Origin of the sequence: Acidovorax sp. IB03 (assembly GCF_016406015.1) — a bacterium.
Lineage (GTDB): Bacteria > Pseudomonadota > Gammaproteobacteria > Burkholderiales > Burkholderiaceae_C > Acidovorax > Acidovorax temperans.
In genome coordinates this window covers 1-21,930 of sequence record NZ_JAEFCH010000024.1, presented here as the reverse complement: position 1 = coordinate 21,930, position 21,930 = coordinate 1, and the positions used below count along the sequence as shown (strand labels likewise).

The window sequence follows — 21,930 nt, the reverse complement described above, 5'->3', positions numbered from 1 at the left end:
CCGCTGTTCGTCAGCGGGTGGCGAGTGCGCGGTGCGCCTGGGATTGCACGGCAGCGGTCATGCGGGCCAGGGCCTGCACATTCAGCCGCCAGTACTGCCAGTACAGCGGTACATCCACCGGCTTGCCTGCAATCAGCTCGACCAGCGTGCCGGCGTACAGGTGGCCAGCCACCATCAGGTCCGGGGCCATGCCCCAGCCCAGGCCGGCTTCGGTGGCTTTGACGAAAGCGTGCGCTTCGGGCAGCCAGTGCACGGGCGGCGTGAGGGTGCGGCGGGTGATGCGGCGCACATAGCGGCCTTGCAGCGCATCCTTGCGGTTGAAGACCAGCATGGGTGCGCGGGCCAGCGTGGTGGCGGTCACGCCCGTGGCAAAGAAGCGTTGCATGAAGGCCGGGCTGGCCAGCGCCCGGTAGCGCAGGGTGCCCAGGGGCAGCACCTGGCAGCCCTGCACCGGCTGGGGGTCGGCCGTCACGGCGGCCATCACGCGGCCTTCGCGCAGCAGGTTGGCCGAATGGTCCTGGTCTTCCACATGGATGTCGAAGGTGATGGAAGGGTCTTCCCCCGCCTGCGCCATGGCGGCCGGGAACCAGGTGGCCAGCGAGTCGGCATTGACGCCGATGGCCAGGCGCGTGGTGCTGCGCGGGCCCCCGCCAATAGCGGCCAGGGCATCGGCCTCGCTCAGCGCAATCTCGTGGGCGTGGCGGTACAGGGCCTGCCCGGCTTCGGTGGCAGTGCAGGGCGTGGCGCGGCGCACCAGTACCTGGCCCACACGCTCTTCCAGCAGCTTGATGCGCTGCGACACCGCAGAGCGGGTGATGTGCAGCAAGGCGGCTGCGCGCTCGAAGCTGCCTTCGTCGATGACGGCAGAAAACGCATTGAGCTGGGCCGAATCGAGCTGCATGGCTGGTTAGTAATTTTGACGGATCGTTAAAAAGTATAGCTGGCATGACTGTGGTGCAGTCGCCAGAATGCAGGCCATGACCACCACTGCTTTCGTCCACGGCTTCAGTTCCACCGCCATGCTCATCATGGCCATTGGCGCGCAAAACGCGTTTGTGCTGCGCCAGGGTTTGCGCCGTGAGCATGTGTTGCCCGTGGTGGCGCTGTGTGCTTTGTCAGACGCCGTGCTGCTGCAGGCGGGGGTGTGGGGCATGGGCGGTGTGTTGCTGGCGCGGCCCGAGTGGGGACAGTGGATGCGCTGGGCCGGTGCGGCGTTTTTGCTGGCGTATGCGTTGCAGGCCGGGGCGCGGGCACTGCGGCCGGGCCAGCTGCTGGTGACGGCGGGCGGGCCGGGCAACAGCCTGCGCAGCACGGTGCTCACGCTGCTGGCCCTGACCTGGCTCAACCCCCATGTGTACCTGGACACCGTGGTGCTGCTGGGCACCATGGCAAGCCCCTACCCCACTTGGGGGCGGGCGGCCTTTGCCACTGGCGGGGCCTTGGCCAGCGCGCTGTGGTTCACTGCCATCGGTTTTGGCGCACGCTGGCTGGCGCCACTGTTCGCCTCCCCCCAGGCGTGGCGGGTGCTGGATGGGGTGACGGCTGCCTGCATGATGGCCTTGGCATTTGCGATGGGTCTAAGCTAAGAACGATAAGTTCGTTACATCGGGCTGCGGTTTGGTTCATAGTTGGGGGACTGATTGATCTGGAGTGATCCCCCATGCGTTTCAAAACCCTTTTGCTCGCGGCCGCCCTGGCCACGGCCCTGCCGCTGACCGTGCAGGCCAAAACCTTCCGCTGGTCCCGTTCTGTGGACATTTCTTCGTGGGACATCCACGCCCAGAACGTGGGCGTGAACAACACCATGCACGGCGCGGTGTACGACACGCTGGTCGAATACAACAGCAAGACCTTCAAGCCCGAGCCGTCGCTCGCTACCGAGTGGAAGCTCATCAAGCCCACGCAACTGCGCCTGACGCTGCGCAAGGGCGTGAAGTTCAGCGACGGCAGCGAGTTCACGGCCGACGACGCCAAGTTCTCGCTGGAGCGCGCCAAGGCCAAAAGCTCCAACTTCGCCGTCTACACCCAGGGCATTGACCGCGTGGTAAAGGTCGATGCCTACACCATCGACATCCATTCCGAGTTGCCCAACCCCGTGCTGGTGAACCAGCTGACCGAGCTGCGCATCATGAGCAAGGCCTGGGCCGAGAAGAACAAGTCGGTCGAGCCCAAGGACATCAAGACCAAGGACGAAACTTTTGCCCACCGCAACGCGCTGGGCACCGGCCCCTACCAGCTCAAGCAGTGGACGCCCGACCAGCGCGTGGTGCTGGAGCCCAACCCCCACTGGTGGGGCAAGGGCAAGTACCCCGCCAACCTGACCGAAATCGTCTACACCCCCATCAAGGCCGATGCCACGCGCACGGCGGCGCTGCTCTCGGGTGAAATCGATTTCGTGATCGACCCCAGCCTGCAAGACCTGGCACGCATCAAGCAAACCCCCAACCTGCAGGTGCTGGAAGGGCCGGAGTACCGCACCATCTTCCTGGGCCTGGACCAGTTCCGCGAAGAACTGCCCGGCTCGGACGTGAAGGGCAAGAACCCGCTGAAGGACCTGCGCGTGCGCAAGGCGCTGTACCAGGCGATTGACATCCAGTCCATCCAGCGCGTGGTGCTGCGCGGCCTGGCCCAGCCCACTGGCACGCTGATTGCCAACCAGGTGAACGGCTGGACCAAGAAAGCCGACGTGCGCTACCCCTATGACCCCAAGGCCGCGCAAAAGCTGCTGGCCGATGCGGGCTACCCCAACGGCTTTGAGGTGGACTTTGCGTGCAGCGCGGGCCGCTACATCAACGACGAACAGCTGTGCCAGGCCATCACCTCGCACTGGGCCAAGGTGGGCGTGAAGGCCAAGCTGCGTTCGCTGCCGTTTGCCACCTACTTTCCGATGATCCAGCGCAACGAAGCCAGCATCTACCTGCTGGGCTGGGGCGTGCCCACGTTTGACGCGTTCTACAGCCTGCAGTCGCTGGTGCGCTCGCCCGGCGCAGGCGGTGACGGTAACTTCAACCTGGGCCGCTTCTCTGACCCGCAGATGGATGCGCTGATCGAGCGCATCAAGAAGGAAACCGATGCCACCACGCGCAACCAGCTGATCGAGCAGGCGCTGATCAAGGAGCATGAGCTGGTGTCGCACATTCCGCTGTACAACCAGGTGATTCCTTGGGCGGGCTCGAAGAAGGTGGAGATCATCCACCGCGCGGACAACCGCATCGACTGGCGCTATCTGAAGGTGAACTGATCGCCTTCGCCCAGTAAAAAAGCCCCGGTGCCTGCAAAGCACCGGGGCTTTTTTGTGCCCGCAGGGGCGTCAGGCCAGTGCGCGCTGCACGGCGGGGCGCTGCAACATGCGCTGGGTGTGCGCGTGCACCTTGGGGAAGAGGGCAATGTCCACCCCGTCGCTCTGCAGCCAGCTGGCCACGGTGAACAGGTAGCCATCGGCCACCGAATACTGGTCGCCCAGCACCCACGGGCCTTCGCTGAGGTAGTGGGTTTCGATGAGCTGAAAGCAGTCGGTCATGTTCTGCGGCACCTTGCGCTGCATGGCGGCCTGGGCCTCGGGCTCGTCGGCCCAGCGGCTGGCGCGGGGGCGGTGGGCGTGGGCCACGTGCACGGTGGAGGCGAGGTAGCTGTGAAACTCCTGCAGCCGCGCAAAGCCGTAAGGGTCGGCAGGGGCCAGCCCGGCTTGCGGGAAGGCTTGCGCCACGTAGGCCAGCAGGGCGGGCGTTTCGGTCAGCGTGCCCTGTGGCGTGGCCAGCGCGGGCACCCGCCCCTTGGGGTTGATGGCCAGGTACTCTGGCGTGCGCTGCTGGCCTGCCGCAAAGTCCACGCGCACCAGATGGTGCGGGGCAGCGGCCTCTTCCAAGGCGATGCGCACGGCCAGCGCACAGGTGCCAGGGGTGTAGTACAACGTGAGCATGGTAGTTTGCTATTAAGTTGATAGCTGCTTGCGCTTGATAGACAAGCGCTAGAGGCTATTTTGGTTAAAGGAATCAATACAGCCCGCGGGTGCGAGCCATCAGCCGCACCAGCCCCAGCAGGGCATCGGTGTGGGGCGTGGGGGTGCTGGTGATCTGGCCCAGCTCGCGCACTGCGCCCACCAGGGCGTCAATCTCCAGGGGCTTGCTCGCCTCCACGTCCTGCAGCATCGAGGTCTTGAACGCGCCCAGCTTGCGCGTAACGGCGTGGCGGTCTTCGGGCTGCTGGTCAATCGGCAGGCCCAGCTGGCTGCCGATGGCCTTGGCTTCCAGCATCACGGCGCTGGCGAAGCCCCGCACCAGGTCGTCGTTCAGGATGCGGTCGGTGGTGGCGCCGGTCAGGGCGCTGATGGGGTTCATGGTCAGGTTGCCCCACAGCTTGAACCAGATGTCTTTCTGAATGCAGCCCGACACCTCGGCCTGGATACCGCCGCGCTGCAGGCTGTCTGCCAGGGCCAGCAGGCGTGCGCTGCGGCTGCCATCGGGCTCGCCCAGGATGAGCCGGTCGCCAAAGTGGTGGCGCACAAAGCCCGGCGCTTCCAGCGAGCAACTGGCATGCACCACGCCGCCCAGCACGCTGCGTGCGGGAATGGCCTGGGCAATCACGCCCCCCGCGTCCACCGATTCAAGCGCGCGACCCTGCGCCGCGCCGCCCACACCGTCAAGGAACCACCACGGCACGCCATTCATGGCGGTGAGCACAACGGTGTGCGGGCCCAGCAGCGGCGCAATGGCGCGTGCCACGTCCGGCAGGCCGGGGGCCTTCACGGCGATGACCACCAGGTCTTGCACGCCCATGGCGGCCGGATCGCTGTGGGCGGTGACGGGCACCTGCGCCAGCGTGCCGTCGGTGCGCCGCATGCGCAGGCCCTGCGTCTGCAGGGCGCGCAATGTCTCCCTGCGCGCCACCAGGCTGACCGGGTGGCCCGCCTGCGCCAGGGCCACGCCCAGCCAGCCGCCAATCGCACCTGCGCCGTAGATACATGCTTTCATCGTCATAGAGTCGTTGTGGTCCGGGGAGTGGTGGAGCAGGGGGTGAACGTGCAGCGGTGTCAGTAGCCCAGTGGTCGCACCGCCGGGGTGGTGGCTTCCGTGCGAAAGCGCGCCAGCAAATCCTGCGCAGCGCTGGCCAGCAGCATGGTGTCCACGCCCACGGCCACAAACAGCGCGCCGGCCGCCAGCCACTGGCGTGCCTGCGATTCGGTGGTGGCCAGAATGCCCGGCGCCTTGCCCGCGCGCAGGATGCGCGCAATGCCGTCGTGGATGGCCGCCTGCACCTCGGGGTGCCCCGGGTTGCCCGGGTGGCCCATCGATGCCGACAGGTCCGCCGGGCCGATGAACACGCCGTCCACGCCGGGCGTGGCGGCAATGGCGTCCAGGTTGTTCATGGCTTCTACCGTCTCGGCCTGCACCAGCAGGCAGATCTGCTGGTTGGCCTCGTGCACGTACTGCGGGTACGCCTGCCAGCGCGACGAGCGGGCCAGCGCGCTGCCCATGCCGCGCACGCCCTCGGGCGCATAGCGCGTGGCGCGCACCAGCTGCTGGGCTTGCTCGGCGGTGTCCACCATGGGCACCAGCAGGGTCTGCACGCCCAGGTCCAGGAACTGCTTGATGAGGGCGGTGTCCCCCACTGGCACCCGTGCGACGGGGTGGGGTGGTTGCGCCCCCGGCGGCAGGGCGCTGGTGGCGCTGGCAATGGCTTGCAGCTGGTGCAGGATGGAGCGCAGGTCGTTGGGCGCGTGTTCGCCATCGACCAGCAGCCAGTCATAGCCGGTGCCCGCCAGGATCTCTGCACTGTAGGCGTCGGCCAGGCCGAGCCACAGGCCAATCTGTGCCTGCCGCTGGGCCATGGCCTGTTTGAAACGGTTGGTAGGTGTCTGCAATTTGCGCTCCATGGGTCTTTGCCTAGACAGCCATCGTACGGGCTGTGGCGCGCGCTTGCTGGCGTGGCCGCTATAGTCGGCTGCCCTTGCATCGGGGGCGCCCCTTTCCTATCGCCATGGCCAAAGACAAAACCACGTTTACCTGTACCGAATGCGGCGGCACCAGCCCGCGCTGGCTGGGCAAATGCCCGTCCTGCGGCGCCTGGAACACCCTGATCGAGCAGGTGGCCGAGGCCGGGCCGGGCAAGAACCGCCTGAGCGCGCCGCAAGGCTACGCGGGCCTGGCCAACGCGCAGCCCGTCCTGCCGCTGGCCGCCATCGAGGCCCAGGACGTGGCCCGCACCCCCAGCGGCATCGACGAGCTGGACCGCGTGCTGGGCGGTGGCATTGTGGAAGGCGGCGTGGTGCTGATCGGCGGCGACCCGGGCATTGGCAAATCCACCTTGCTGCTGCAGGCCATGGACGCCCTGCAACGTGCCGGCCTGCCCGCGCTGTACGTGACGGGCGAAGAAAGCGGCGCGCAGGTGGCGCTGCGCTCGCGCCGACTGGGCATTGACGGCAGCCAGGTGCAGTTGCTGGCCGAAATTCAGCTCGAAAAAATTCTGGCGACGGTGGATGCCACGCAGCCTGCCGTGGTCGTCATCGACTCCATCCAGACCACGTATTCCGACCAGCTCACCAGCGCGCCGGGCTCGGTCGCCCAGGTGCGCGAATGCGCGGCGCACCTCACGCGCATGGCCAAGGGCACGGGCATTGCCGTGATTCTGGTGGGCCATGTGACCAAGGAGGGTGCGCTGGCGGGCCCGCGCGTGCTGGAGCACATGGTGGACACGGTGCTGTACTTTGAAGGCGACACGCACAGCCAGTTCCGGCTGGTGCGCGCCATCAAGAACCGCTTTGGCGCCGTGAACGAAATCGGCGTGTTCGCCATGACCGAAAAGGGCCTCAAGGGCGTGAGCAACCCGAGTGCCATTTTTCTGAGCCAGCACAGTGAGCCGGTGCCCGGCAGCTGCGTGATGGTGACGCTGGAGGGCACGCGCCCCCTGCTGGTCGAGATCCAGGCGCTGGTGGACAGCGGCGGGCCCAGCCCCCGGCGCCTGTCGGTGGGCCTGGACAAGGACCGCCTGGCCATGCTGCTGGCCGTGCTGCACCGCCACGCCGGTGTGGCCTGCATGGACCAAGACGTGTTTGTGAACGCGGTGGGCGGTGTGCGCATCAGCGAGCCAGCGGCCGATTTGGCGGTGATGTTGTCCATCACCAGCAGCCTGCGAGGCAAGGCGCTGCCGCGCGGCTTTCTGGCATTTGGCGAGGTAGGGCTGGCTGGTGAGGTGCGCCCCGCGCCGCGCGGCCAGGAGCGCTTGAAGGAGGCTGCCAAGCTGGGCTTTTCCGTGGCCGTGGTGCCCAAGGCCAACGCGCCCAAAAAGCCCATCGAGGGACTGACCATTCACGCGGTGGAGCGGGTGGAAGAAGCCATGAACGTGGTGCGCGGCATCGGCTGACAGGCTGCGCCGCCTGGGGGTGCGCCGCCGTACGCACTCTCCGCAGTGCGCGCAGCCGCCGCCCATACGACAATGGCGCCCATGAATTTGCGCAATATTTTTGTCCCCGCCGGGGTCATCGGGCTGGTGCTGGTGGGCTACGCCTCTGCTGGCTGGCCTGGCGTGGCGGCCGTGGTGGGCGGCCTGGTCATGTGGGCGCTGCTGCATTTCACGCGGCTCATGAACGTGATGAAAAAAGCTGCCAACCGCCCCATGGGGTATGTGGGCAGCGCCGTCATGCTCAATGCCCGGCTCAAACCCGGCGTGAACCTGATGCACGTGATGGCCATGACGCAGTCGCTGGGCGAGCGCCTGTCGGCGGAAAACGCTCAGCCCGAGGTGTACCGCTGGACGGACGGAACCCAATCGCACGTGACCTGCGAATTTGCGAACGGCCGCTTGCAGAAGTGGACGCTGGAACGCCCGCAGGCCGAGGCTGAGGCCGAGTAAGCCGCCCCGCCATCTGGCGCGGCGGCCCCGCGCCAGCCCGGCAGCCTCGTAAAATCCGGGGCTTGCCAACCCACAGCAACCCCAAAGGACAATCATGAGCCCCGTAGTTCCCTCGATGGCCGATCGCGACGGCAAAATCTGGATGGACGGCCAGATGGTCGATTGGCGCGATGCCAAGATCCATGTGCTGACCCATACGCTGCACTACGGCTGCGGCGCTTTTGAAGGCGTGCGTGCCTACAACACCGTCAACGGCCCGGCGATCTTCCGTTTGCAGGAGCACACTGAGCGCCTGTTCAACAGCGCGAAGATCCTGCGCATGAAGATCCCGTTCAGCCAGGAAGAGGTCAACGAGGCGCAAAAGGCCGTGATCCGCGAGAACAAGCTCGAATCCGGCTACATCCGCCCCCTGACCTGGGTAGGCGACAAGAAGCTGGGCGTCAGCCCCAAGGGCAACACCATCCACCTGATGGTGGCCGCCTGGGCCTGGGGTGCTTACCTGGGCGAAGAGGGCATGAAGCGCGGTATCCGCGTCAAGACCAGCAGCTACACGCGCCACCACGTCAACATCACCATGACGCAGGCCAAGGCGGTGAGCAACTACACCAACTCCATCCTGGCCAACATGGAAGCCACCGACGAGGGCTACGACGAAGCGCTGCTGCTGGACAGCTCCGGCTTCGTGTCCGAAGGCGCGGGCGAGAACATCTTTGTGGTCAAGAACGGCGTGATCTACACGCCCGATCTGTCGGCTGGCGCTCTCAACGGCATCACCCGCAACACCATCTTCCACATCGCCAAGGACCTGGGTCTGGAGATCGTGCAAAAGCGCATCACGCGCGACGAGGTGTACATCGCCGACGAAGCCTTTTTCACCGGCACGGCGGCCGAAGTCACCCCCATCCGCGAGCTGGATCGCATCGAGCTGGGCAAGGGCGACTACGTGGGCAGCCGTGGCCCCATCACCGAAAAAATCCAGACCGCGTTCTTTGACATCGTCAACGGCCGCAATCCCCAATACGCCCACTGGCTCACCAAGGTTTGATCATGTCCCAAGCAGTTGTAGAAGTTCTGGCCAAGGACCTGAACGCCCAAGGGGCCGTGTTCTGCCCCAATCCCAAGGCCGGCATGAAGCTGTGGAACAGCCATCCCAAGGTGTACCTGGATGTGGCCCACACCGGCGAAGGCAAGTGCCCTTACTGCGGCACCGTGTACCGCCTGAAGGCGGGCGAAGTGGTTCGCGCGGGGCACTGAGCTTGGGCTTGCCCAGCGTGCTGCCGGGGGTGCCATGCGGGTGATGCACTTCGTCACCGGCGGGTTCTCCGGCGCCACCCAGGTGGCGGTAGACCTGTGCCTGGCGGCACGCAGCGCGGGAATGGACGTGGTGCTGGTGCTGCGCCGCAAGCGCCGCACTACGCTGCCCGCCAAGGTGGAAGCCCTTCGCGCCCAGGGCCTGGACGTGCGGGTGGTGCCCGGCTGGGCCCATGCTGCCACCGTGTGGGCATTGCGGGCGCTGGCGCTGGAATGGCGCCCCGACATTCTGGTGGCCCATGGCTACAGCGAGCACCTGTGGGGCCGCTACGCCGGGCTGCTGGCCCAGGTACCCCGGCTGGTGCATGTGGAGCACAACTCCCGCGAGCGCTACACACGGTGGCGCCTGAAGCAGGCGCTGTGGCTGGCCGACCGCACGGCGGCCACCGTGGGCGTGTCGGAAGGCGTGCGCGAGCAACTGGTGGCGCGTGGGTTTCCGGCCGAGCGCTGCGTGGCCATTCCCAACGGTATTGACCTGGAACGTTTCCCCGAAACCGCCTTGCTGCCTTTTGTCCAGCGCGCGCCCGGCATCATCATGGCAGCGCGCTTTGCGCGCCAGAAAGACCACGCCACGCTGATTGAAGCCACAGCCTTGCTCAAGGCCCAGGGCGTGACTGCGCCGGTGTATCTGGCAGGCGGCGGCAAGGCGAGTCTTCAAAAGCGCATGCAAGCGCTGGCCGAGCAGCGCGGGGTGGCCGATCAGGTGCATTTTCTGGGGCCGGTGTCAGACCTGCCCCAGCGCCTGATGAGCCACCAGATTTTTGTGCTGTCCACCCACTACGAAGGCATGCCCCTGGCGCTGGTCGAGGGCATGGCCGCAGGCTGCGCCTGCGTGGCGTCTGACGTGGTGGGCGTGCGCGGCGTGATGCAACCCGGCAAGACGGGGCTGCTGGTGCCCGAAGGCGATGCGCCAGCCTTGGCGCAAGCGCTGGCGGGCCTGCTGGCAGACCCTGCCCGTGCCGCAAGCCTGGGCCAGGCAGCGCGGGCGCAGGCGGTGCAGGAGTACAGCCTGGCCAGGATGCACACCCGCTACCAGCAATTGCTGGAGCGCGTGCATACCCACGGTTCTCCCTGATCAGAGTTTGGGCAAGCGGCGGCGGTGCCACGCATTGCCCAGCGTCAGTGCCAGCTTCATCGTGAACTTGCGCCAGCGCTGGCCGGGGGTGAGCGTGTCGCGGGTGTCCCAGATGCTGCTGACCTCGCTGGTGTCGTCCAGCGCAATGGCCGAGGGCGATACGCCCAGAATGCGCAGCTGATCGCATTCCCACCAGAAGCGCAGATCCACATCAATCGGCCTGCCAAAAGGCTGGCGGTGCGCCAGCAACTTGGCGGCCCCGGCGCGGCTGACCACATAGCCCGCCGTCATGCTGGGCACGCGGCTGTAATCCACCAGTGCGGTGCCGGGCACCAGGGGACGCTGCGAGCGCACCTTTTCCCGGTCGCGGCCCAGCAGTTTCACCATGTCCCAGGGCTCTTGCAGTGCGGCGATGGCCTTCACCACGTCGGCAAACTGGGGTGTCAGGCGCACATCGTCTTCCAGCACCACCAGCGCGGGCGCATCGCTGGCCAGCAGTTGGTGCCATGCGCCAATGTGGCTGGCGTAGCAGCCCTTTTCGCCGTTGCGCAGCGGCTTGTAGTACTGGCGCGCGTTCAGGTCGTCGCTGTACCAGCGGCTGGCCTGCTCTGGCGGCACATCGGCCCACCACACGGCAGGAAAGCGCTCGCTGGGCATGTCGATCTGCTGCAGCTCGGCCAGCAGCCGGGTGCGGCGCTCGGCATCGCGGTCGAGGTTGATGAAGACGATGGGCAGTCTCATAGGCGCGCTCAACCCAGCAGGCGGCGCCACCAGCGGCGCTTCTTCTTGACCAGCGGCGTGCCTTGTTGCAGCGCAATGGCTGCTTCCAGGTACTGGGCAAACTGCAACGGGCGCTGGGCGATGGCGTCATCGGCCACCGCCACCAGCAGTTGCTCGTACGCGGGCTCGCGCGACTCGAACAGGTGGAAGAAGTCGTTGTCGCCATAAAAGGTGCCAATGCCGAACACACCCTCGTTACCCAGCGCAAATTTGGAAATCAGCGTGGACGTGGGCTTGTGCAGCACCAGAGGCACTCCTTGCTCGCGCGCCAGGGCTGACATGCCCTCGGCCGCGTCATAGGCGGAAGAAGATTTCAGGTCTGGCCGGCCCAGTTGTTCCCACACCCGCTTGCGAAACGCCATGAACATGGGGCCGGCGTAGGTGTGCGTGGTCTTCTTGTGGTTGGAAAACTGCGAGAGGCCAAAGATGGCGCCGCGCTCGGCGTGCGCCACCGCCATGTCGTACGCCGAGCGCTTGAGCGGGAAGGCGTCGATGTCACAGAAGATGACGATATCGTCCGAGTCCATGCGCTCCACCACGCCATTCATCCAGGTGCCGTGGGGGATTCGGTGCGCGGATTCCTGCTGCAGCGGCACGTCCAGGGCGGCAAAAACCTCGCGCTGTTTTTGCAGGATGACACTGGGAATGTTGTCCCAGTACATGGTGTGAACGGTGGGTGTTGGCAGGATGGTCATTGGCATTGAATTGTCTGTGTGAATTGTGATTCACCCTGTGCAATCAGCTCTGGTGTTGGGTTGGTTTTGATGGGTCTTGAACTGGTGTGGATGATTCATGTGCTGATTGCCTGCGCAAAGTGGCCCTGGCCGCGAGTAGTGCCATCATGTACACGAAAAAGTGACTTTCTCTCGCACTCCACAGCGGGGAATTGGTCATGCTGTCTGCTGCAAGCAGCGCTGCCAACCCTATCAACAGAACCCTGGCTTCGTCGTTTTCAGCTTTACGTGCCAGCCAAACCATGCTTGCCAGCATGAAAAGATAAACCGCCAATCCGAGTAGACCATGGTCTGCAGCGAAGTACAGAAATTGGTTGTGAGGATGCCAATGAATCCAGCCATGGCATCCCTCCGGGATATCCACAAAACGGCAAATCTCTGAGTGATAGGCCCCGGTCCCGTGGCCTAGTATGGGTTTTTCAGCGATAAGTAGCGGAGTGATTTTGTATAGGTAGACCCTGTTACCGATAGATGTGTACTTTTCCTGATCTATTCCCTGCACTTCTTCGTAGGCAAGTATGAATCTCTCGCGCACCAAACCTGAACTGGCCAGCACCCCCACCACAAGCCCCGTGCCCAACGTTGCGGCAATCCACAGCTTGCTTCCTCTCAGCGTGGTTGCTGCGAACACTGCGAAAACTACGCACAGTAATACGTATCCCGTTCGCCCCTCGGAAAGGTGAGTGATGCTCACGCTGGCCAATGCTGCCATTGCGGCCCAAGCACCTTTGCGCCAAGACATGGGCGTACTGAGCATCCGATATAGGGCTATCAGCACTAGAAAGGCCATCATGATGTTTTGAGTGATGTAGTCGCCAAACACATGGTGGCTTACATTCCATCCTTGATTTTGTGTTTTGGACCAAGGAAGGTCCCACCAAACATTGAGCCACGTGGACGCCAGCACAAAACTCATCGCCAAAACAAATGCATTCATACAGCGCTGCTGTAGTCGCTCGGTTGTGATGGCAGACATCAACAAAATGGCGAATGGCAGTTTGATGTATTTAGTCAGATGTGGACTGATGTCTTGCCAGTTGGCGGGCGAGTACAGTGACCCGAGTATCACGAGTCCATAAAGTGCCATCGCTGCCCAGGTCAGGGGGTTATCCCTCACGAAAATCCAGCGCTCCCGGAACCTTCCAGTCGCCAGCCATAGCACCGTGATCACCGCCATCAAAGTGCTCGCCATTGCCAAACTGATCGGGAAAAAGAAAAACAGTGACGTGATGGCCAAAGCCAAGATATCGCGGGATTTAGGTGGCATGGGTATGTAAAAGGTCAGGGACGCGATTCAGGCAGCAACTGAGCAGTGAGCGTCAGCCTTCGGACAAGTCGTCAAACTGCCGCACCCAGTTCGCAAAGTCGTATGGGTCCAGCGCCCCCGGCGGCAGCGCGGGCAGTGGCGCATTCAGGAAGGCGGGCAGCCGGGCATTGTCATCCTTGCCCAGCACGAAGAAGCGCTCTGGGCTGTAGAACGGCAGGGCACACACGCTGGTGTTGTTGGTGATGAGCTTCTTGTGGAAGAACAGGGCTTCCAGGCACCGTACGGTCAGGCCGCTCTGGTTGGCCTGGGTGATTTCCAGCAGGCAGCGTGAGCGGTTGATCGTGTCGATGTTGTCGGTGTAGCCAATGCTGCGGGGCAGCACTTCCACGCCGGGCGTGGCGGGGTAGCTTCTGCCGGGTTCGGGCACCATGCGAATGCAGGTGCGCAAACCCAGCGGCTGCCACTGCAGCGCCAAGGCGCGCAGCGTATCGAAGCGGTTCTTGTCCTGCCCCAGAAAGTAAATGTCCCATTCGGCCGGGACCTCCTGGCGAAAAGATTCCACCGAGCGGTACACCTGCTGCGTGAGCGTGAGGCCGTACCGCTGTGCGTCGCCGGGGTCGAACGTAAAAATGTGGAACCCCAGCCCCTTGAGCTGCTGTATGTGCAGCTGCCGCACCTGGTGGTTCTGCTGGTAGTCAATCACCGGGTTCCAGGTGAACAGCGCAATGCGCCGCGTACGCAAGTATTTGCGCAGGATGCGCAGGTCCTTGATGTTCTCGATGCCGAAGATCAGCACCGGCGCCTGCGCCGGAATGGCTTCCAGTGCCCGCAGGTATGCGGCAGGGAAGGGTCGAAACCCCGGCAGGCGAAACGGGCACCAGGCGTCCAGCGCCTTCAGCAGCGAGTACCCGACCCCTTTGATGCGTTTGGGGTGGACCAGGACGCCCGCGCGCTCTTCGGGGGGCAGGCTGTCGAGCAGGAACTCTGTCAGCGTGAAGGGGTTGGCAATGATGTGGGGCATGGAGGGCTGGCGGTGCGGCCCGATTGTAGGGAGCCGCCCCTCCTAGTCCGACGGTTACGCCGCCGCAGCCAGGCGCCCGCAGGCTGCACGCCACTCATCGGCCAGCACCGCCACCAGCTCACCTGCTGGCAGGGCCCGCACGGCCCCCACCCCTTGCCCTGCCCACAGCGATAGGTGGCTGGTGCGCCCCTGCGCAGCCGCCGCGCGGCGGAGGGCGCCTGTCAGCGCGTTTTGCACGGGGTAGGCGGGCACGCGGTCTTCCTCGGCGGCCAGGGCCTCCATCATCGCGTTGACAATGCCGCGCGCCGGGCGGCCCGAGAAAACGCGGGTGAGCCGCGTGTCGGTGTCTTGGGCCTGGGCCAGGGCCTGCCGGTACGCGGTACCGATGCCGGATTCCGGGCACGCCAGAAAGGCCGTGCCCATCTGCACGGCCTGCGCGCCCAGCGCCTGTGCAGCTGCAATGCCCCGGCCGTCCATGATGCCGCCCGCGGCAATCACCGGGATGTCTACGGCGTCCACGCACTGCGGCACCAGCGCCAGGGTGCCTACCTGGCTTGCCGTGAAATCGCCCAGGAACGTGCCCCGGTGGCCCCCAGCTTCGGTGCCGCTGGCGCACACGACATCGGCCCCCACTTGGGCCCAGGCGCGCGCTTCGGCCACAGTGGTGGCCGTGCCCACGACCAGGCAGCCGACCGCATGCAGGCGGGCCACCTGGGCGGTGTCCAAGATGCCGAAGGTGAAGCTTGCCACCGCCGGGCGCAGGGCCACCAGCACCTCGAACTGGGCGGCAAAGTCTTCGCACCATTGCGTGGGGCGCTGGGGCTGCAGGCCCAGCTCGGCGTACAGCGGCGCCAGGCGTTCCATCGCCGCTTGCACGGTGGCCTCGTCGGGGTTGGGCGTGGCTTGCACAAACAGGTTCATGCCAAAGGGCCGGTCGGTTTGCTGGCGCACGGCGGCAGCGGCCTCGGCCATGGCGGCGGGCGAGCGCATGCCGCAGCCCAGCATGCCCAGCCCACCTGCGGCCGACACGGCAGCAGCCAGGGCGGGGGTGTCCGAGCCCGTCATGGGGCCCTGGATGATGGGCAATGCAATGCCAAGGCGCTGGAGAAGTGAAGAGGTCATGGGCAGGCTCTTTTGAAGGGTAGAGGCGGGATCAGGGCGATGAAATCCAGGCGGAAGAGGGCTGTTGTGTGCCTTGCAGTGCGGCCAGCAGCGCATCCAGCGCGGGCGACTGGTAGCCGCGGCGGCGCACCAGCACCGTGTCGCAGCTCTGCAGGGGCACGAGGCGCAGGGCCGGGGGCTCGCGCATCAAGTCCCACAAGGCCTGGGGAACCACACCCGCGCAGCGCCCCGCCGCCACGCAGGCGATGATGGCGTGGTACGACGCCAGCTCCAGCACGTGGGGCGCTGTGCCGCGGGCGCCTTGCATCCATGCTTCGCCGATATGGCGGTAGGTGCAGCCGCGTGTGAAGGCGGCCAGTGTGTGCAGTTGCAAATCGGCGGGGCTTTGCACCGGTGGGTGGTGCGCGGGCAGGGCCAGCAGCAGCGATTCTTGAAACACCGGGGTGCGTTCCACCGGCGTATCGGTTTCCAGCCCAGGTGGTGGCCAGGCGACCAGGGCGGCATCAAGCGTGTGGGCGGCGACTTGCTCCACCAGTTGTCGGGAGGGTCCGGTGGACAAGTCCAGCACCACGTCGGGCCACCGGGCATGCAGTAGCGCCAGGGGCTGGGGCAGGCGCGCAGCGGCCGTGCTTTCCATGGCGCCCAGGCGCAGGCGCCCACCCGGCTGCTGCGGGCGCACGGCCTGGCGGGCCTCTTCGGCCAGGGCCAGCAGGCGGTCGGCGTAGCCGCGCAGGGATTCGCCGGCCGGTGTGAGCACCATGCGCCGCCCTTGGCGCAAGAACAGCGGCGTGCCCAGCTGCTCTTCCAGCTGCTGAATCCGCGTGGTCACGTTGGACTGCACGCGGCCCAATTGCTCTGCCGCGCGGGTCACGCTGCCTTCGGCCGCCACGGCTTTGAAGATTTCGAGTGCGGTGAAATCCATCCAAACGTTCTTTTTGAAAGATGGTTTTCTAAAAATATATCTCTTTGGAGAATAATAAGCGAGACATCCCGCATTCCCTCTGCCTTCGTGGAGCTCTTTTTCATGCCGAACCCCTCCCCGCCTCCGGCCCCACGCGCCCTGTCTGACCGCCCCTACGTGGTCGCCCTGGCGGGCATGGCCGCGTTGGCGGCGGCCATGGGCATTGGCCGGTTTGCCTTCACGCCGCTGCTGCCCATGATGCTGAGCGATGGCGTGATCACCCTGGTGGACGGCAGCTGGCTGGCCACGGCCAACTATGTGGGCTACCTGCTGGGGGCTTTGGCTTGCATGGCGCTGCCCTGGGTAGCGCCCAAAGCACGCCAGCGCTGGCACCCGGCACGCCTGGCCCGCTGGGGGCTGGCGGCCACGGTGCTGCTCACGCTGGCCATGGCGTTGCCCTTGCCATGGGCCTGGGCGGCATTGCGGTTCGGTGCCGGGGTGGCCAGTGCGGTGGTGCTGCTCAATATTGCCGCCTGGTGCATGTTGCGCCTGGTGGCGCTGGGGCAGCCCGCGCTGGGCGGGCTGATTTTCAGCGGGCCGGGCCTGGGCATTGCGCTCACGGGCTTGTCGGCCAGCGCCATGGTGGCCTGGCATTGGCCTGCTGCGGCGGGCTGGGCGGTGTTTGGCCTGCTGTGCGTGGCGCTGTGTGCGCTGGTGTGGCCGGTGGTGCAGGGGTTGCCGCAGGCGGCTGCTGCAGCCAGCTCCGCACCCGTAGCCAACCCCCCCGGCCTGGGGCCCGCAGCGCGCGGCGTGCTCACGCTGGCCTATGGTTTGGCGGGGCTGGGCTACATCGTCACCGCCACGTTTTTGCCGGTGATTGCGCGTGCTGCCTTGCCTGCTGGCTCGGTGTGGCCCGACTTGTTCTGGCCTCTGTTTGGCATGGGCGTGGCCATGGGGGCCGCCCTGTCCACCCGCGCGCCGGTGGCGTGGGACCGGCGTTGGCTGCTGCTGGTGGCCTATCTGCTGCAGGCCGCTGCGATTGGTCTGAGCCTGGTGTGGCCCGGCGTGGCAGGGTTTGCGCTGGGCAGCTGGTTGCTGGGCCTGCCATTCACCGCCATCACGTTCTTTGGCTTGCAAGAGGCGCGCCGGGTGTGGCCTTCGGCGGAGGACAGCTTCACCGGGCTGCTCACCGCCGCTTACGGTCTGGGCCAGATCATCGGCCCCCCCATGGTGGCCTGGACGCTGCACCGCGCCGCCACGCCCAGCCAGGGCTTCACCCAGGGGCTGGTGGCGGCTGCGGCGGCCCTGGTGCTGGGAGCGGCGCTGTACGCGGTGATGGTGTGGCGTTGGCCTTTGCGGCCCCGTTGAGTTTGTGGGGCGGGCTTTATTTCGTCAGCGCCAATGGCAGGCGCAGCACAAAGCAGGCACCGCCACCGGCGTGGTCCTCGCAATGCACGCTGCCGTTGTGTCGCCCGGCGATGGACCGCACCAGCGCCAGCCCCAGGCCCACGCCGCCCGAGCGTTCGCTGGCGCCGGGCAGGCGGTAAAAGGGCTCAAAGATGCGCTCGCGCTGGTCCAGCGGCACGCCCGGACCGCGGTCGCACACGCGCACTTCAGCCAGGGCGCCGCTGCGCAGCACCTGCACGGTGATTTTGCCCGTGCTGTAGCGGCGCGCGTTTTCCAGCAGGTTGCGAATGGCGCGGCGCAGCAGTTTGGAGATGCCGCGCACTTCCAGCCCTTCGGGCACGGCGCTCACGTCCAGGTCCGCGTCCACGCGGGCGCATTCTTCGGCGGCCAGGCCGATCAGATCCACGTCTTCCACGGTGCCCACATCGGCCTCGCGGGCGTCCAGGCGGCTGGCCAGCAGGATTTCATCCACCAGCTGGTCCAGCTCGGCAATGTTGCGCAGGATTTCAGCGCGGAAGGTGGGCGAGGGCGTCTGCCCACCCATCAGCTCCAGCCCCATGCGGATGCGGGTGAGGGGCGAGCGCAGCTCGTGCGAGGCATTGGCCAGCAGGGACTTGTGTGACTTCACCAGCGTTTCGATCCGCTCGGCCGACGCGTTGAACTGGCGTGCCAGGTCGGCCACTTCGTCCTGCCCGGTGTCGGGCACGCGCACCGACAGGTCGCCTTCGCCAAACTTCTTCACGCTGCGCTGCAGCGCTTCCAGCCGCAGCGTCAGCCGCCGGATGACAGGGTACACGCCCAGGGCGACCGCCACGCCCATGATGCCCAGCATCCACACAAAGCCAAAGGGCGGGCGCAGCCAGAAGGCTACGGTGCGGTCGGGCCCGCCACCGGGAGGGCCTCCGGGCGGCTGCATGCCGTGGCCCCGGCGCTCGCCGCGGCGCTCTTCCCGACGGTCTTCGCGCGGGGGCTTGGGCCCCAGCTCCATGGTGTACTTTTCGCCCGTGTCGGTCTGGATGCGAAAGTTGATGCCTTCGCCCGGCGGCCCCGGTTCGCGCAGCGCATAGCCGCGCACCACGGCCTGGCCGTCGGGGCCGCGCAGCACCATCTCGCGCCCGGGCGCGGTGGGCTGGTTCAGGCTGTTTTCCTCCACCGCCACACGCCAGGCCCAGCCCACGGCCAGCGTCAGCACCGCCATGCCGACCACCACGGTCAGCCAGATGCGCAGGGACAGGCGCCGGGCGAAGGGGTTGGAGAGTTTCACGGCTCAGTCTTGCTGTTTGGCAAACACATAGCCCACACCACGCACGGTGAGGATGCGGCGCGGGTTCTTGGCATCTGCCTCGATGGCGGCGCGAATGCGGCCCATGTGCACGTCGATGGAGCGGTCAAACGCATCCAGCTCGCGGCCGCGCACGGCCTCCATGATCTGGTCGCGCGTCAGCACGCGGCCCGCGCGCTCGGCCAGCGTGACCAGCAGGTCGAACTGGTACGAGGTGAGGTCGGCCACCTGCCCGCCCACGGTGACGGTGCGGGCGTCGCGGTCAATCTCCAGCGAGCCAAAGCGCAGCGCGGGCGTGGCGGCGGGGGTGCCGCCATCCGTGCGCCGGCGCAGGATGGCGCGGATGCGCGCCAGCAGCTCGCGCGGTTCAAACGGCTTGGGCAGGTAGTCGTCAGCGCCCAGCTCCAGGCCGATGATGCGATCCATGGGATCGCCCTTGGCGGTGAGCATCAGCACCGGCACCTGCGCTGCGGGGCCTTGCAGCGAGCGGATGCGGCGGCACACCTCCAGGCCGTCCATGTCGGGCAGCATCAGGTCCAGGATGACCAGGTCGGGCAGGGGGCCAGCCTCGGGGCCCTGCAACTGGGCGAGGCCGCTTTTGCCATCGGCCCGGTGGGTCACATGCAGGCCCGACTGGCCCAGGTATTCACCCACCATCTCTGCGAGGCGGGTGTCGTCTTCGATCATCAGCAGTTGCGAGCTCATGGTGTGGTGTCTAGTAGGTGCGGTGGGGTGCCAGTTCGCCCGATCGTGCCCTGGGGGCGTGCAGTGCGCTTGTCGCTTGTGTAAAGCTGCCGTAAAAGCCGGGCTCTGGTGTTGTGATAATTGCTATACAAAATATAGCTGCTTGCGCTTGTATATCAAGCGCTAGAGGCTGTTTTGACCTTGGATGCCAGCCACACCAGCAGCAGCACCGGCACGCCCAGCAAGGCGGTGGAGGTAAAGAACTGCGCGTAGCCAAAGGCATTCACGTAGTCGCCCGAAAAACCGGCCACAAACTTGGGCAGCAGCAGCATCATGGAGCTGAACAGCGCGTACTGCGTGGCCGAATAGCTCACGTTTGTCAGGCTGGAGAGGTAGGCAATGAACGCGGCCGACGCCACGCCCCCGGCCAGGTTGTCGGCCGACACCACGGCGATCAGCGCCGTCACGTCGTGCCCGTGCCCGGCCAGCCAGGCAAACAGCAGGTTGCTGCCCGCGCTCAGCAGCGCGCCCAGCATCAGGATGCGCATCACGCCAAAGCGCATCGACAGCACCCCGCCCACAAACGCGCCCAGCAGCGTCATCACCACGCCGTAGATCTTGGTGACGGTGGCCACCTCAGCCTTGGTGTAGCCCATGTCCACATAAAACGGGTTGGCCATGATGCCCATCACCACATCGCTGATGCGGTACACGGCAATCAGCGCCAGGATGAGCGCGGCGTGCCAGCCGTAGCGGCGCAGAAAGTCGGTAAACGGCTCCACCACCGCACCTTTCAGCCACACGGCCAGGTTCTTGGCCGGGGGCAGTTGCACCTGGGCGGGCTCGTTCGAAAACAGCACCGTCACCATGCCCACCACCATCGACACGGCCATCACCAAGTAGGCCATCATCCAGGCGGCGTTCTGGTAGCTGGCGGCCTGGCCCAGCGCGGGCAGCACTTCCGAGCGGTCGGCAATCCACAGCACCCCGGCACCCGCCCAGATCATGGCCAGCCGGTAGCCTGTCTGGTACGACGCGGCCAGTGCGGCCTGGTGATTCGCGTCGGCTGATTCGATGCGAAACGCATCGAGCGCAATGTCTTGCGTGGCCGAGCCAAAGGCCACCGCCAGCGCGCACCACACGATGGGGCCCAGCGCGTCGCGCGGGTCACTCACGGCCATGCCCACCAGCCCGGCCACCACCAGGCACTGCGACAGCAGCAGCCAGCTGCGCCGCCGCCCCAGCCAGCGCGTGAGCAGCGGAATCGGCAGCCGGTCCACCAGCGGCGCCCACACCCACTTGAAGCCATAGGCCAGGCCCACCCAGCTCAGGTAGCCAATAGTGCTGCGGTCAATACCCGCCTCGCGCAGGCGAAAGCTCAGCGTGCCCAGCACCAGCAGCAAGGGCAGCCCCGCAGAAAACCCCAGCGCCAGCATGCGCAGGCTGGCGGGCTCCAGGTACACGCGCAGCGTTTGCAGCCAGCTGGGGCGGGGGGTGACAGGAGGCGGGGTGGAGGCCGAAGGGGAGGCTGGGTGGGACGCGTCTGACATGGTGAATGCGGGTTTTTGTCTATTATTCCTGCATGTGCTTTTTGTGCCCCCCTCCTTCTGTTGCGCCTTCATCGCCATGGTCCGCGCGCCGTGGCTTTTTGCTGGCGGCTGGCAGCGCCGCTGTAGCGCCCGCGCTGGCCCAGGTGGAGGTGGGTTCGGCCTCGCCCCTGCGCAAGCTGGTGCCTGCCGAGACACTGGAGCGCTCGGCCGCTCAGCAATACCAGCAGATGCTGGACCAGGCCCGCGCCCAGCGCGCCCTGGCGCCACCCGAGCACCCGCAGCTACAGCGCCTGCACGCCATTGCCAAGCGGCTCATCCCGTTCACCGCCCCCTGGAACGAGCGCGCTGGCCAGTGGCGCTGGGAGGTGAACCTGATTGGTAGCCAGCAGATCAACGCCTTTTGCATGCCCGGCGGCAAGATCGCCTTCTACACCGGCATCCTCGACAAACTGAAGCTCACCGACGACGAAGCCGCCATGATCATGGGCCACGAAATGGCCCACGCCCTGCGCGAGCATGCCCGCGAACGGCTGGCCAAAACGCAGGCCACCAACCTGGGCGTGCGCTTGGGCGCACAGCTGCTGGGTTTGGGCGACCTGGGCAACGCGGCGGCCAGCCTGGGCGCGCAGCTGCTCACGCTCAAGTTCAGCCGATCCGATGAAACCGATGCCGACCTGGTGGGGCTGGAACTGGCCGCCCGTGCAGGCTACCAGCCCGATGCTTCGGTGAGCCTGTGGCAGAAGATGGGCAAGGCCTCGGGCAGCCAGCAGGCGGGACTCGCGTTTTTGTCCACCCACCCCTCGGGGCCCGACCGCATCCGCGAGTTGCAGCAAAACGTGCCCAAGGTGCAGGGCCTGTACCAGGCGGCGCGCAAGGCGGGCTGAGGCGGTTTAGAACCAATGGGATGGACGCCCCCACCCTAAACGGCATCGAAAGTGCCACAGTGGA

General features: G+C 66.1%; 22 protein-coding genes. 9 read left to right on the top strand and 13 right to left on the bottom strand.

Going from position 1 to position 21,930, the window contains the following annotated elements:
• Positions 1 to 10: 10 nt before the first annotated feature.
• Positions 11 to 901 (bottom strand): LysR family transcriptional regulator ArgP, encoded by an 891-nt coding sequence (locus tag IHV84_RS13500; protein ID WP_198847227.1) that lies wholly within the window; start codon positions 899 to 901, stop codon positions 11 to 13.
• Between the two features lie 76 nt (positions 902 to 977).
• On the opposite strand from IHV84_RS13500, the gene IHV84_RS13495 reads away from it, so the two are divergent.
• On the top strand, positions 978 to 1,586 hold the full coding sequence (locus IHV84_RS13495; RefSeq protein WP_198847226.1) for a LysE/ArgO family amino acid transporter: 609 nt from the start codon (positions 978 to 980) through the stop codon (positions 1,584 to 1,586).
• A 74-nt stretch (positions 1,587 to 1,660) separates the two neighbouring features.
• Complete coding sequence (locus IHV84_RS13490) at positions 1,661 to 3,241, top strand: ABC transporter substrate-binding protein (protein WP_198847225.1); 1,581 nt, start codon at positions 1,661 to 1,663, stop codon at positions 3,239 to 3,241.
• 69 nt (positions 3,242 to 3,310) lie between these two features.
• Here IHV84_RS13490 and IHV84_RS13485 read toward each other — a convergent pair whose 3' ends face one another.
• The 3 genes from IHV84_RS13485 to hpaI all read right to left on the bottom strand — a co-directional run bounded on the left by IHV84_RS13485 (position 3,311) and on the right by hpaI (position 5,860).
• Positions 3,311 to 3,919, bottom strand: a complete 609-nt coding sequence (locus tag IHV84_RS13485) for a glutathione S-transferase family protein (protein WP_198847224.1) — start codon at positions 3,917 to 3,919, stop codon at positions 3,311 to 3,313.
• A 73-nt stretch (positions 3,920 to 3,992) separates the two neighbouring features.
• Positions 3,993 to 4,970: a 2-dehydropantoate 2-reductase gene (locus IHV84_RS13480; RefSeq protein ID WP_198847257.1), complete on the bottom strand. Its 978-nt coding sequence runs from the start codon at positions 4,968 to 4,970 to the stop codon at positions 3,993 to 3,995.
• A 59-nt stretch (positions 4,971 to 5,029) separates the two neighbouring features.
• Positions 5,030 to 5,860: a 4-hydroxy-2-oxoheptanedioate aldolase gene (gene hpaI, locus IHV84_RS13475; RefSeq protein ID WP_198847256.1), complete on the bottom strand. Its 831-nt coding sequence runs from the start codon at positions 5,858 to 5,860 to the stop codon at positions 5,030 to 5,032.
• 116 nt (positions 5,861 to 5,976) lie between these two features.
• On the opposite strand from hpaI, the gene radA reads away from it, so the two are divergent.
• The 5 genes from radA (at position 5,977) to IHV84_RS13450 (ending at position 10,234) form a co-directional block, all read left to right on the top strand.
• Entirely contained in the window at positions 5,977 to 7,359 is a 1,383-nt protein-coding gene (gene radA / locus IHV84_RS13470; protein ID WP_066695518.1) for a DNA repair protein RadA, read from the top strand.
• An 81-nt stretch (positions 7,360 to 7,440) separates the two neighbouring features.
• Entirely contained in the window at positions 7,441 to 7,848 is a 408-nt protein-coding gene (locus IHV84_RS13465) for a glycerate kinase (RefSeq protein ID WP_066782467.1), read from the top strand.
• A 94-nt stretch (positions 7,849 to 7,942) separates the two neighbouring features.
• Positions 7,943 to 8,893: a branched-chain amino acid transaminase gene (locus tag IHV84_RS13460; protein ID WP_066695517.1), complete on the top strand. Its 951-nt coding sequence runs from the start codon at positions 7,943 to 7,945 to the stop codon at positions 8,891 to 8,893.
• A 2-nt stretch (positions 8,894 to 8,895) separates the two neighbouring features.
• Positions 8,896 to 9,102 (top strand): zinc-finger domain-containing protein, encoded by a 207-nt coding sequence (locus IHV84_RS13455; RefSeq protein WP_198847223.1) that lies wholly within the window; start codon positions 8,896 to 8,898, stop codon positions 9,100 to 9,102.
• 34 nt (positions 9,103 to 9,136) lie between these two features.
• Complete coding sequence (locus IHV84_RS13450) at positions 9,137 to 10,234, top strand: glycosyltransferase (RefSeq protein ID WP_198847222.1); 1,098 nt, start codon at positions 9,137 to 9,139, stop codon at positions 10,232 to 10,234.
• Here the strand turns inward: IHV84_RS13450 and IHV84_RS13445 are convergent, their stop codons facing one another.
• From IHV84_RS13445 to IHV84_RS13420, 6 genes are read right to left on the bottom strand one after another with little or no spacing between them, the layout of a single operon-like run.
• Positions 10,235 to 10,975, bottom strand: coding sequence for a glycosyltransferase family 25 protein (locus tag IHV84_RS13445; protein WP_198847221.1), 741 nt, complete (start codon positions 10,973 to 10,975; stop codon positions 10,235 to 10,237).
• An 8-nt stretch (positions 10,976 to 10,983) separates the two neighbouring features.
• Entirely contained in the window at positions 10,984 to 11,715 is a 732-nt protein-coding gene (locus IHV84_RS13440) for a hypothetical protein (RefSeq protein WP_233100007.1), read from the bottom strand.
• A 37-nt stretch (positions 11,716 to 11,752) separates the two neighbouring features.
• The gene (locus IHV84_RS13435; RefSeq protein WP_198847219.1) at positions 11,753 to 13,015 is read right to left on the bottom strand and encodes an O-antigen ligase; all 1,263 of its coding nucleotides are present in this window, start codon (positions 13,013 to 13,015) and stop codon (positions 11,753 to 11,755) included.
• A 52-nt stretch (positions 13,016 to 13,067) separates the two neighbouring features.
• Entirely contained in the window at positions 13,068 to 14,036 is a 969-nt protein-coding gene (locus tag IHV84_RS13430; protein WP_198847218.1) for a hypothetical protein, read from the bottom strand.
• Positions 14,037 to 14,090: 54 nt separating this feature from the next.
• Positions 14,091 to 15,158, bottom strand: coding sequence for a nitronate monooxygenase (locus IHV84_RS13425; protein WP_233100006.1), 1,068 nt, complete (start codon positions 15,156 to 15,158; stop codon positions 14,091 to 14,093).
• Positions 15,159 to 15,189: 31 nt separating this feature from the next.
• Positions 15,190 to 16,080 (bottom strand): LysR family transcriptional regulator, encoded by an 891-nt coding sequence (locus tag IHV84_RS13420; protein ID WP_198847216.1) that lies wholly within the window; start codon positions 16,078 to 16,080, stop codon positions 15,190 to 15,192.
• 102 nt (positions 16,081 to 16,182) lie between these two features.
• Here IHV84_RS13420 and IHV84_RS13415 point away from each other — a divergent pair, with 102 nt between their 5' ends.
• Positions 16,183 to 17,427, top strand: a complete 1,245-nt coding sequence (locus IHV84_RS13415; RefSeq protein WP_198847215.1) for a YbfB/YjiJ family MFS transporter — start codon at positions 16,183 to 16,185, stop codon at positions 17,425 to 17,427.
• A gap of 16 nt (positions 17,428 to 17,443) precedes the next feature.
• Here the strand turns inward: IHV84_RS13415 and IHV84_RS13410 are convergent, their stop codons facing one another.
• From IHV84_RS13410 to IHV84_RS13400, 3 genes are all read right to left on the bottom strand, one after another.
• Entirely contained in the window at positions 17,444 to 18,730 is a 1,287-nt protein-coding gene (locus tag IHV84_RS13410) for an ATP-binding protein (protein WP_198847214.1), read from the bottom strand.
• 3 nt (positions 18,731 to 18,733) lie between these two features.
• Complete coding sequence (locus tag IHV84_RS13405) at positions 18,734 to 19,453, bottom strand: response regulator transcription factor (protein WP_044395320.1); 720 nt, start codon at positions 19,451 to 19,453, stop codon at positions 18,734 to 18,736.
• Between the two features lie 155 nt (positions 19,454 to 19,608).
• Positions 19,609 to 20,982: an MFS transporter gene (locus tag IHV84_RS13400; RefSeq protein ID WP_198847213.1), complete on the bottom strand. Its 1,374-nt coding sequence runs from the start codon at positions 20,980 to 20,982 to the stop codon at positions 19,609 to 19,611.
• A 32-nt stretch (positions 20,983 to 21,014) separates the two neighbouring features.
• Between IHV84_RS13400 and IHV84_RS13395 the strand changes: the two genes are divergently transcribed.
• Positions 21,015 to 21,866, top strand: a complete 852-nt coding sequence (locus tag IHV84_RS13395) for a M48 family metallopeptidase (protein WP_198847212.1) — start codon at positions 21,015 to 21,017, stop codon at positions 21,864 to 21,866.
• The last annotated feature ends 64 nt before the right edge of the window (positions 21,867 to 21,930 follow it).

What these genes read in the sequence shown, in the direction of transcription:
- IHV84_RS13500 (WP_198847227.1), bottom strand. Translation starts at nt 901, where the DNA reads ATGCAGCTCGATTCGGCCCAGCTCAATGCGTTTTCTGCCGTCATCGAC.
- IHV84_RS13495 (WP_198847226.1), top strand. Translation starts at nt 978, where the DNA reads ATGACCACCACTGCTTTCGTCCACGGCTTCAGTTCCACCGCCATGCTC.
- IHV84_RS13490 (WP_198847225.1), top strand. Translation starts at nt 1,661, where the DNA reads ATGCGTTTCAAAACCCTTTTGCTCGCGGCCGCCCTGGCCACGGCCCTG.
- IHV84_RS13485 (WP_198847224.1), bottom strand. Translation starts at nt 3,919, where the DNA reads ATGCTCACGTTGTACTACACCCCTGGCACCTGTGCGCTGGCCGTGCGC.
- IHV84_RS13480 (WP_198847257.1), bottom strand. Translation starts at nt 4,970, where the DNA reads ATGAAAGCATGTATCTACGGCGCAGGTGCGATTGGCGGCTGGCTGGGC.
- radA (WP_066695518.1), top strand. Translation starts at nt 5,977, where the DNA reads ATGGCCAAAGACAAAACCACGTTTACCTGTACCGAATGCGGCGGCACC.
- IHV84_RS13465 (WP_066782467.1), top strand. Translation starts at nt 7,441, where the DNA reads ATGAATTTGCGCAATATTTTTGTCCCCGCCGGGGTCATCGGGCTGGTG.
- IHV84_RS13460 (WP_066695517.1), top strand. Translation starts at nt 7,943, where the DNA reads ATGAGCCCCGTAGTTCCCTCGATGGCCGATCGCGACGGCAAAATCTGG.
- IHV84_RS13455 (WP_198847223.1), top strand. Translation starts at nt 8,896, where the DNA reads ATGTCCCAAGCAGTTGTAGAAGTTCTGGCCAAGGACCTGAACGCCCAA.
- IHV84_RS13450 (WP_198847222.1), top strand. Translation starts at nt 9,137, where the DNA reads ATGCGGGTGATGCACTTCGTCACCGGCGGGTTCTCCGGCGCCACCCAG.
- IHV84_RS13445 (WP_198847221.1), bottom strand. Translation starts at nt 10,975, where the DNA reads ATGAGACTGCCCATCGTCTTCATCAACCTCGACCGCGATGCCGAGCGC.
- IHV84_RS13440 (WP_233100007.1), bottom strand. Translation starts at nt 11,715, where the DNA reads ATGCCAATGACCATCCTGCCAACACCCACCGTTCACACCATGTACTGG.
- IHV84_RS13435 (WP_198847219.1), bottom strand. Translation starts at nt 13,015, where the DNA reads ATGCCACCTAAATCCCGCGATATCTTGGCTTTGGCCATCACGTCACTG.
- IHV84_RS13430 (WP_198847218.1), bottom strand. Translation starts at nt 14,036, where the DNA reads ATGCCCCACATCATTGCCAACCCCTTCACGCTGACAGAGTTCCTGCTC.
- IHV84_RS13425 (WP_233100006.1), bottom strand. Translation starts at nt 15,158, where the DNA reads ATGACCTCTTCACTTCTCCAGCGCCTTGGCATTGCATTGCCCATCATC.
- IHV84_RS13420 (WP_198847216.1), bottom strand. Translation starts at nt 16,080, where the DNA reads ATGGATTTCACCGCACTCGAAATCTTCAAAGCCGTGGCGGCCGAAGGC.
- IHV84_RS13415 (WP_198847215.1), top strand. Translation starts at nt 16,183, where the DNA reads ATGCCGAACCCCTCCCCGCCTCCGGCCCCACGCGCCCTGTCTGACCGC.
- IHV84_RS13405 (WP_044395320.1), bottom strand. Translation starts at nt 19,453, where the DNA reads ATGAGCTCGCAACTGCTGATGATCGAAGACGACACCCGCCTCGCAGAG.
- IHV84_RS13400 (WP_198847213.1), bottom strand. Translation starts at nt 20,982, where the DNA reads ATGTCAGACGCGTCCCACCCAGCCTCCCCTTCGGCCTCCACCCCGCCT.
- IHV84_RS13395 (WP_198847212.1), top strand. Translation starts at nt 21,015, where the DNA reads ATGTGCTTTTTGTGCCCCCCTCCTTCTGTTGCGCCTTCATCGCCATGG.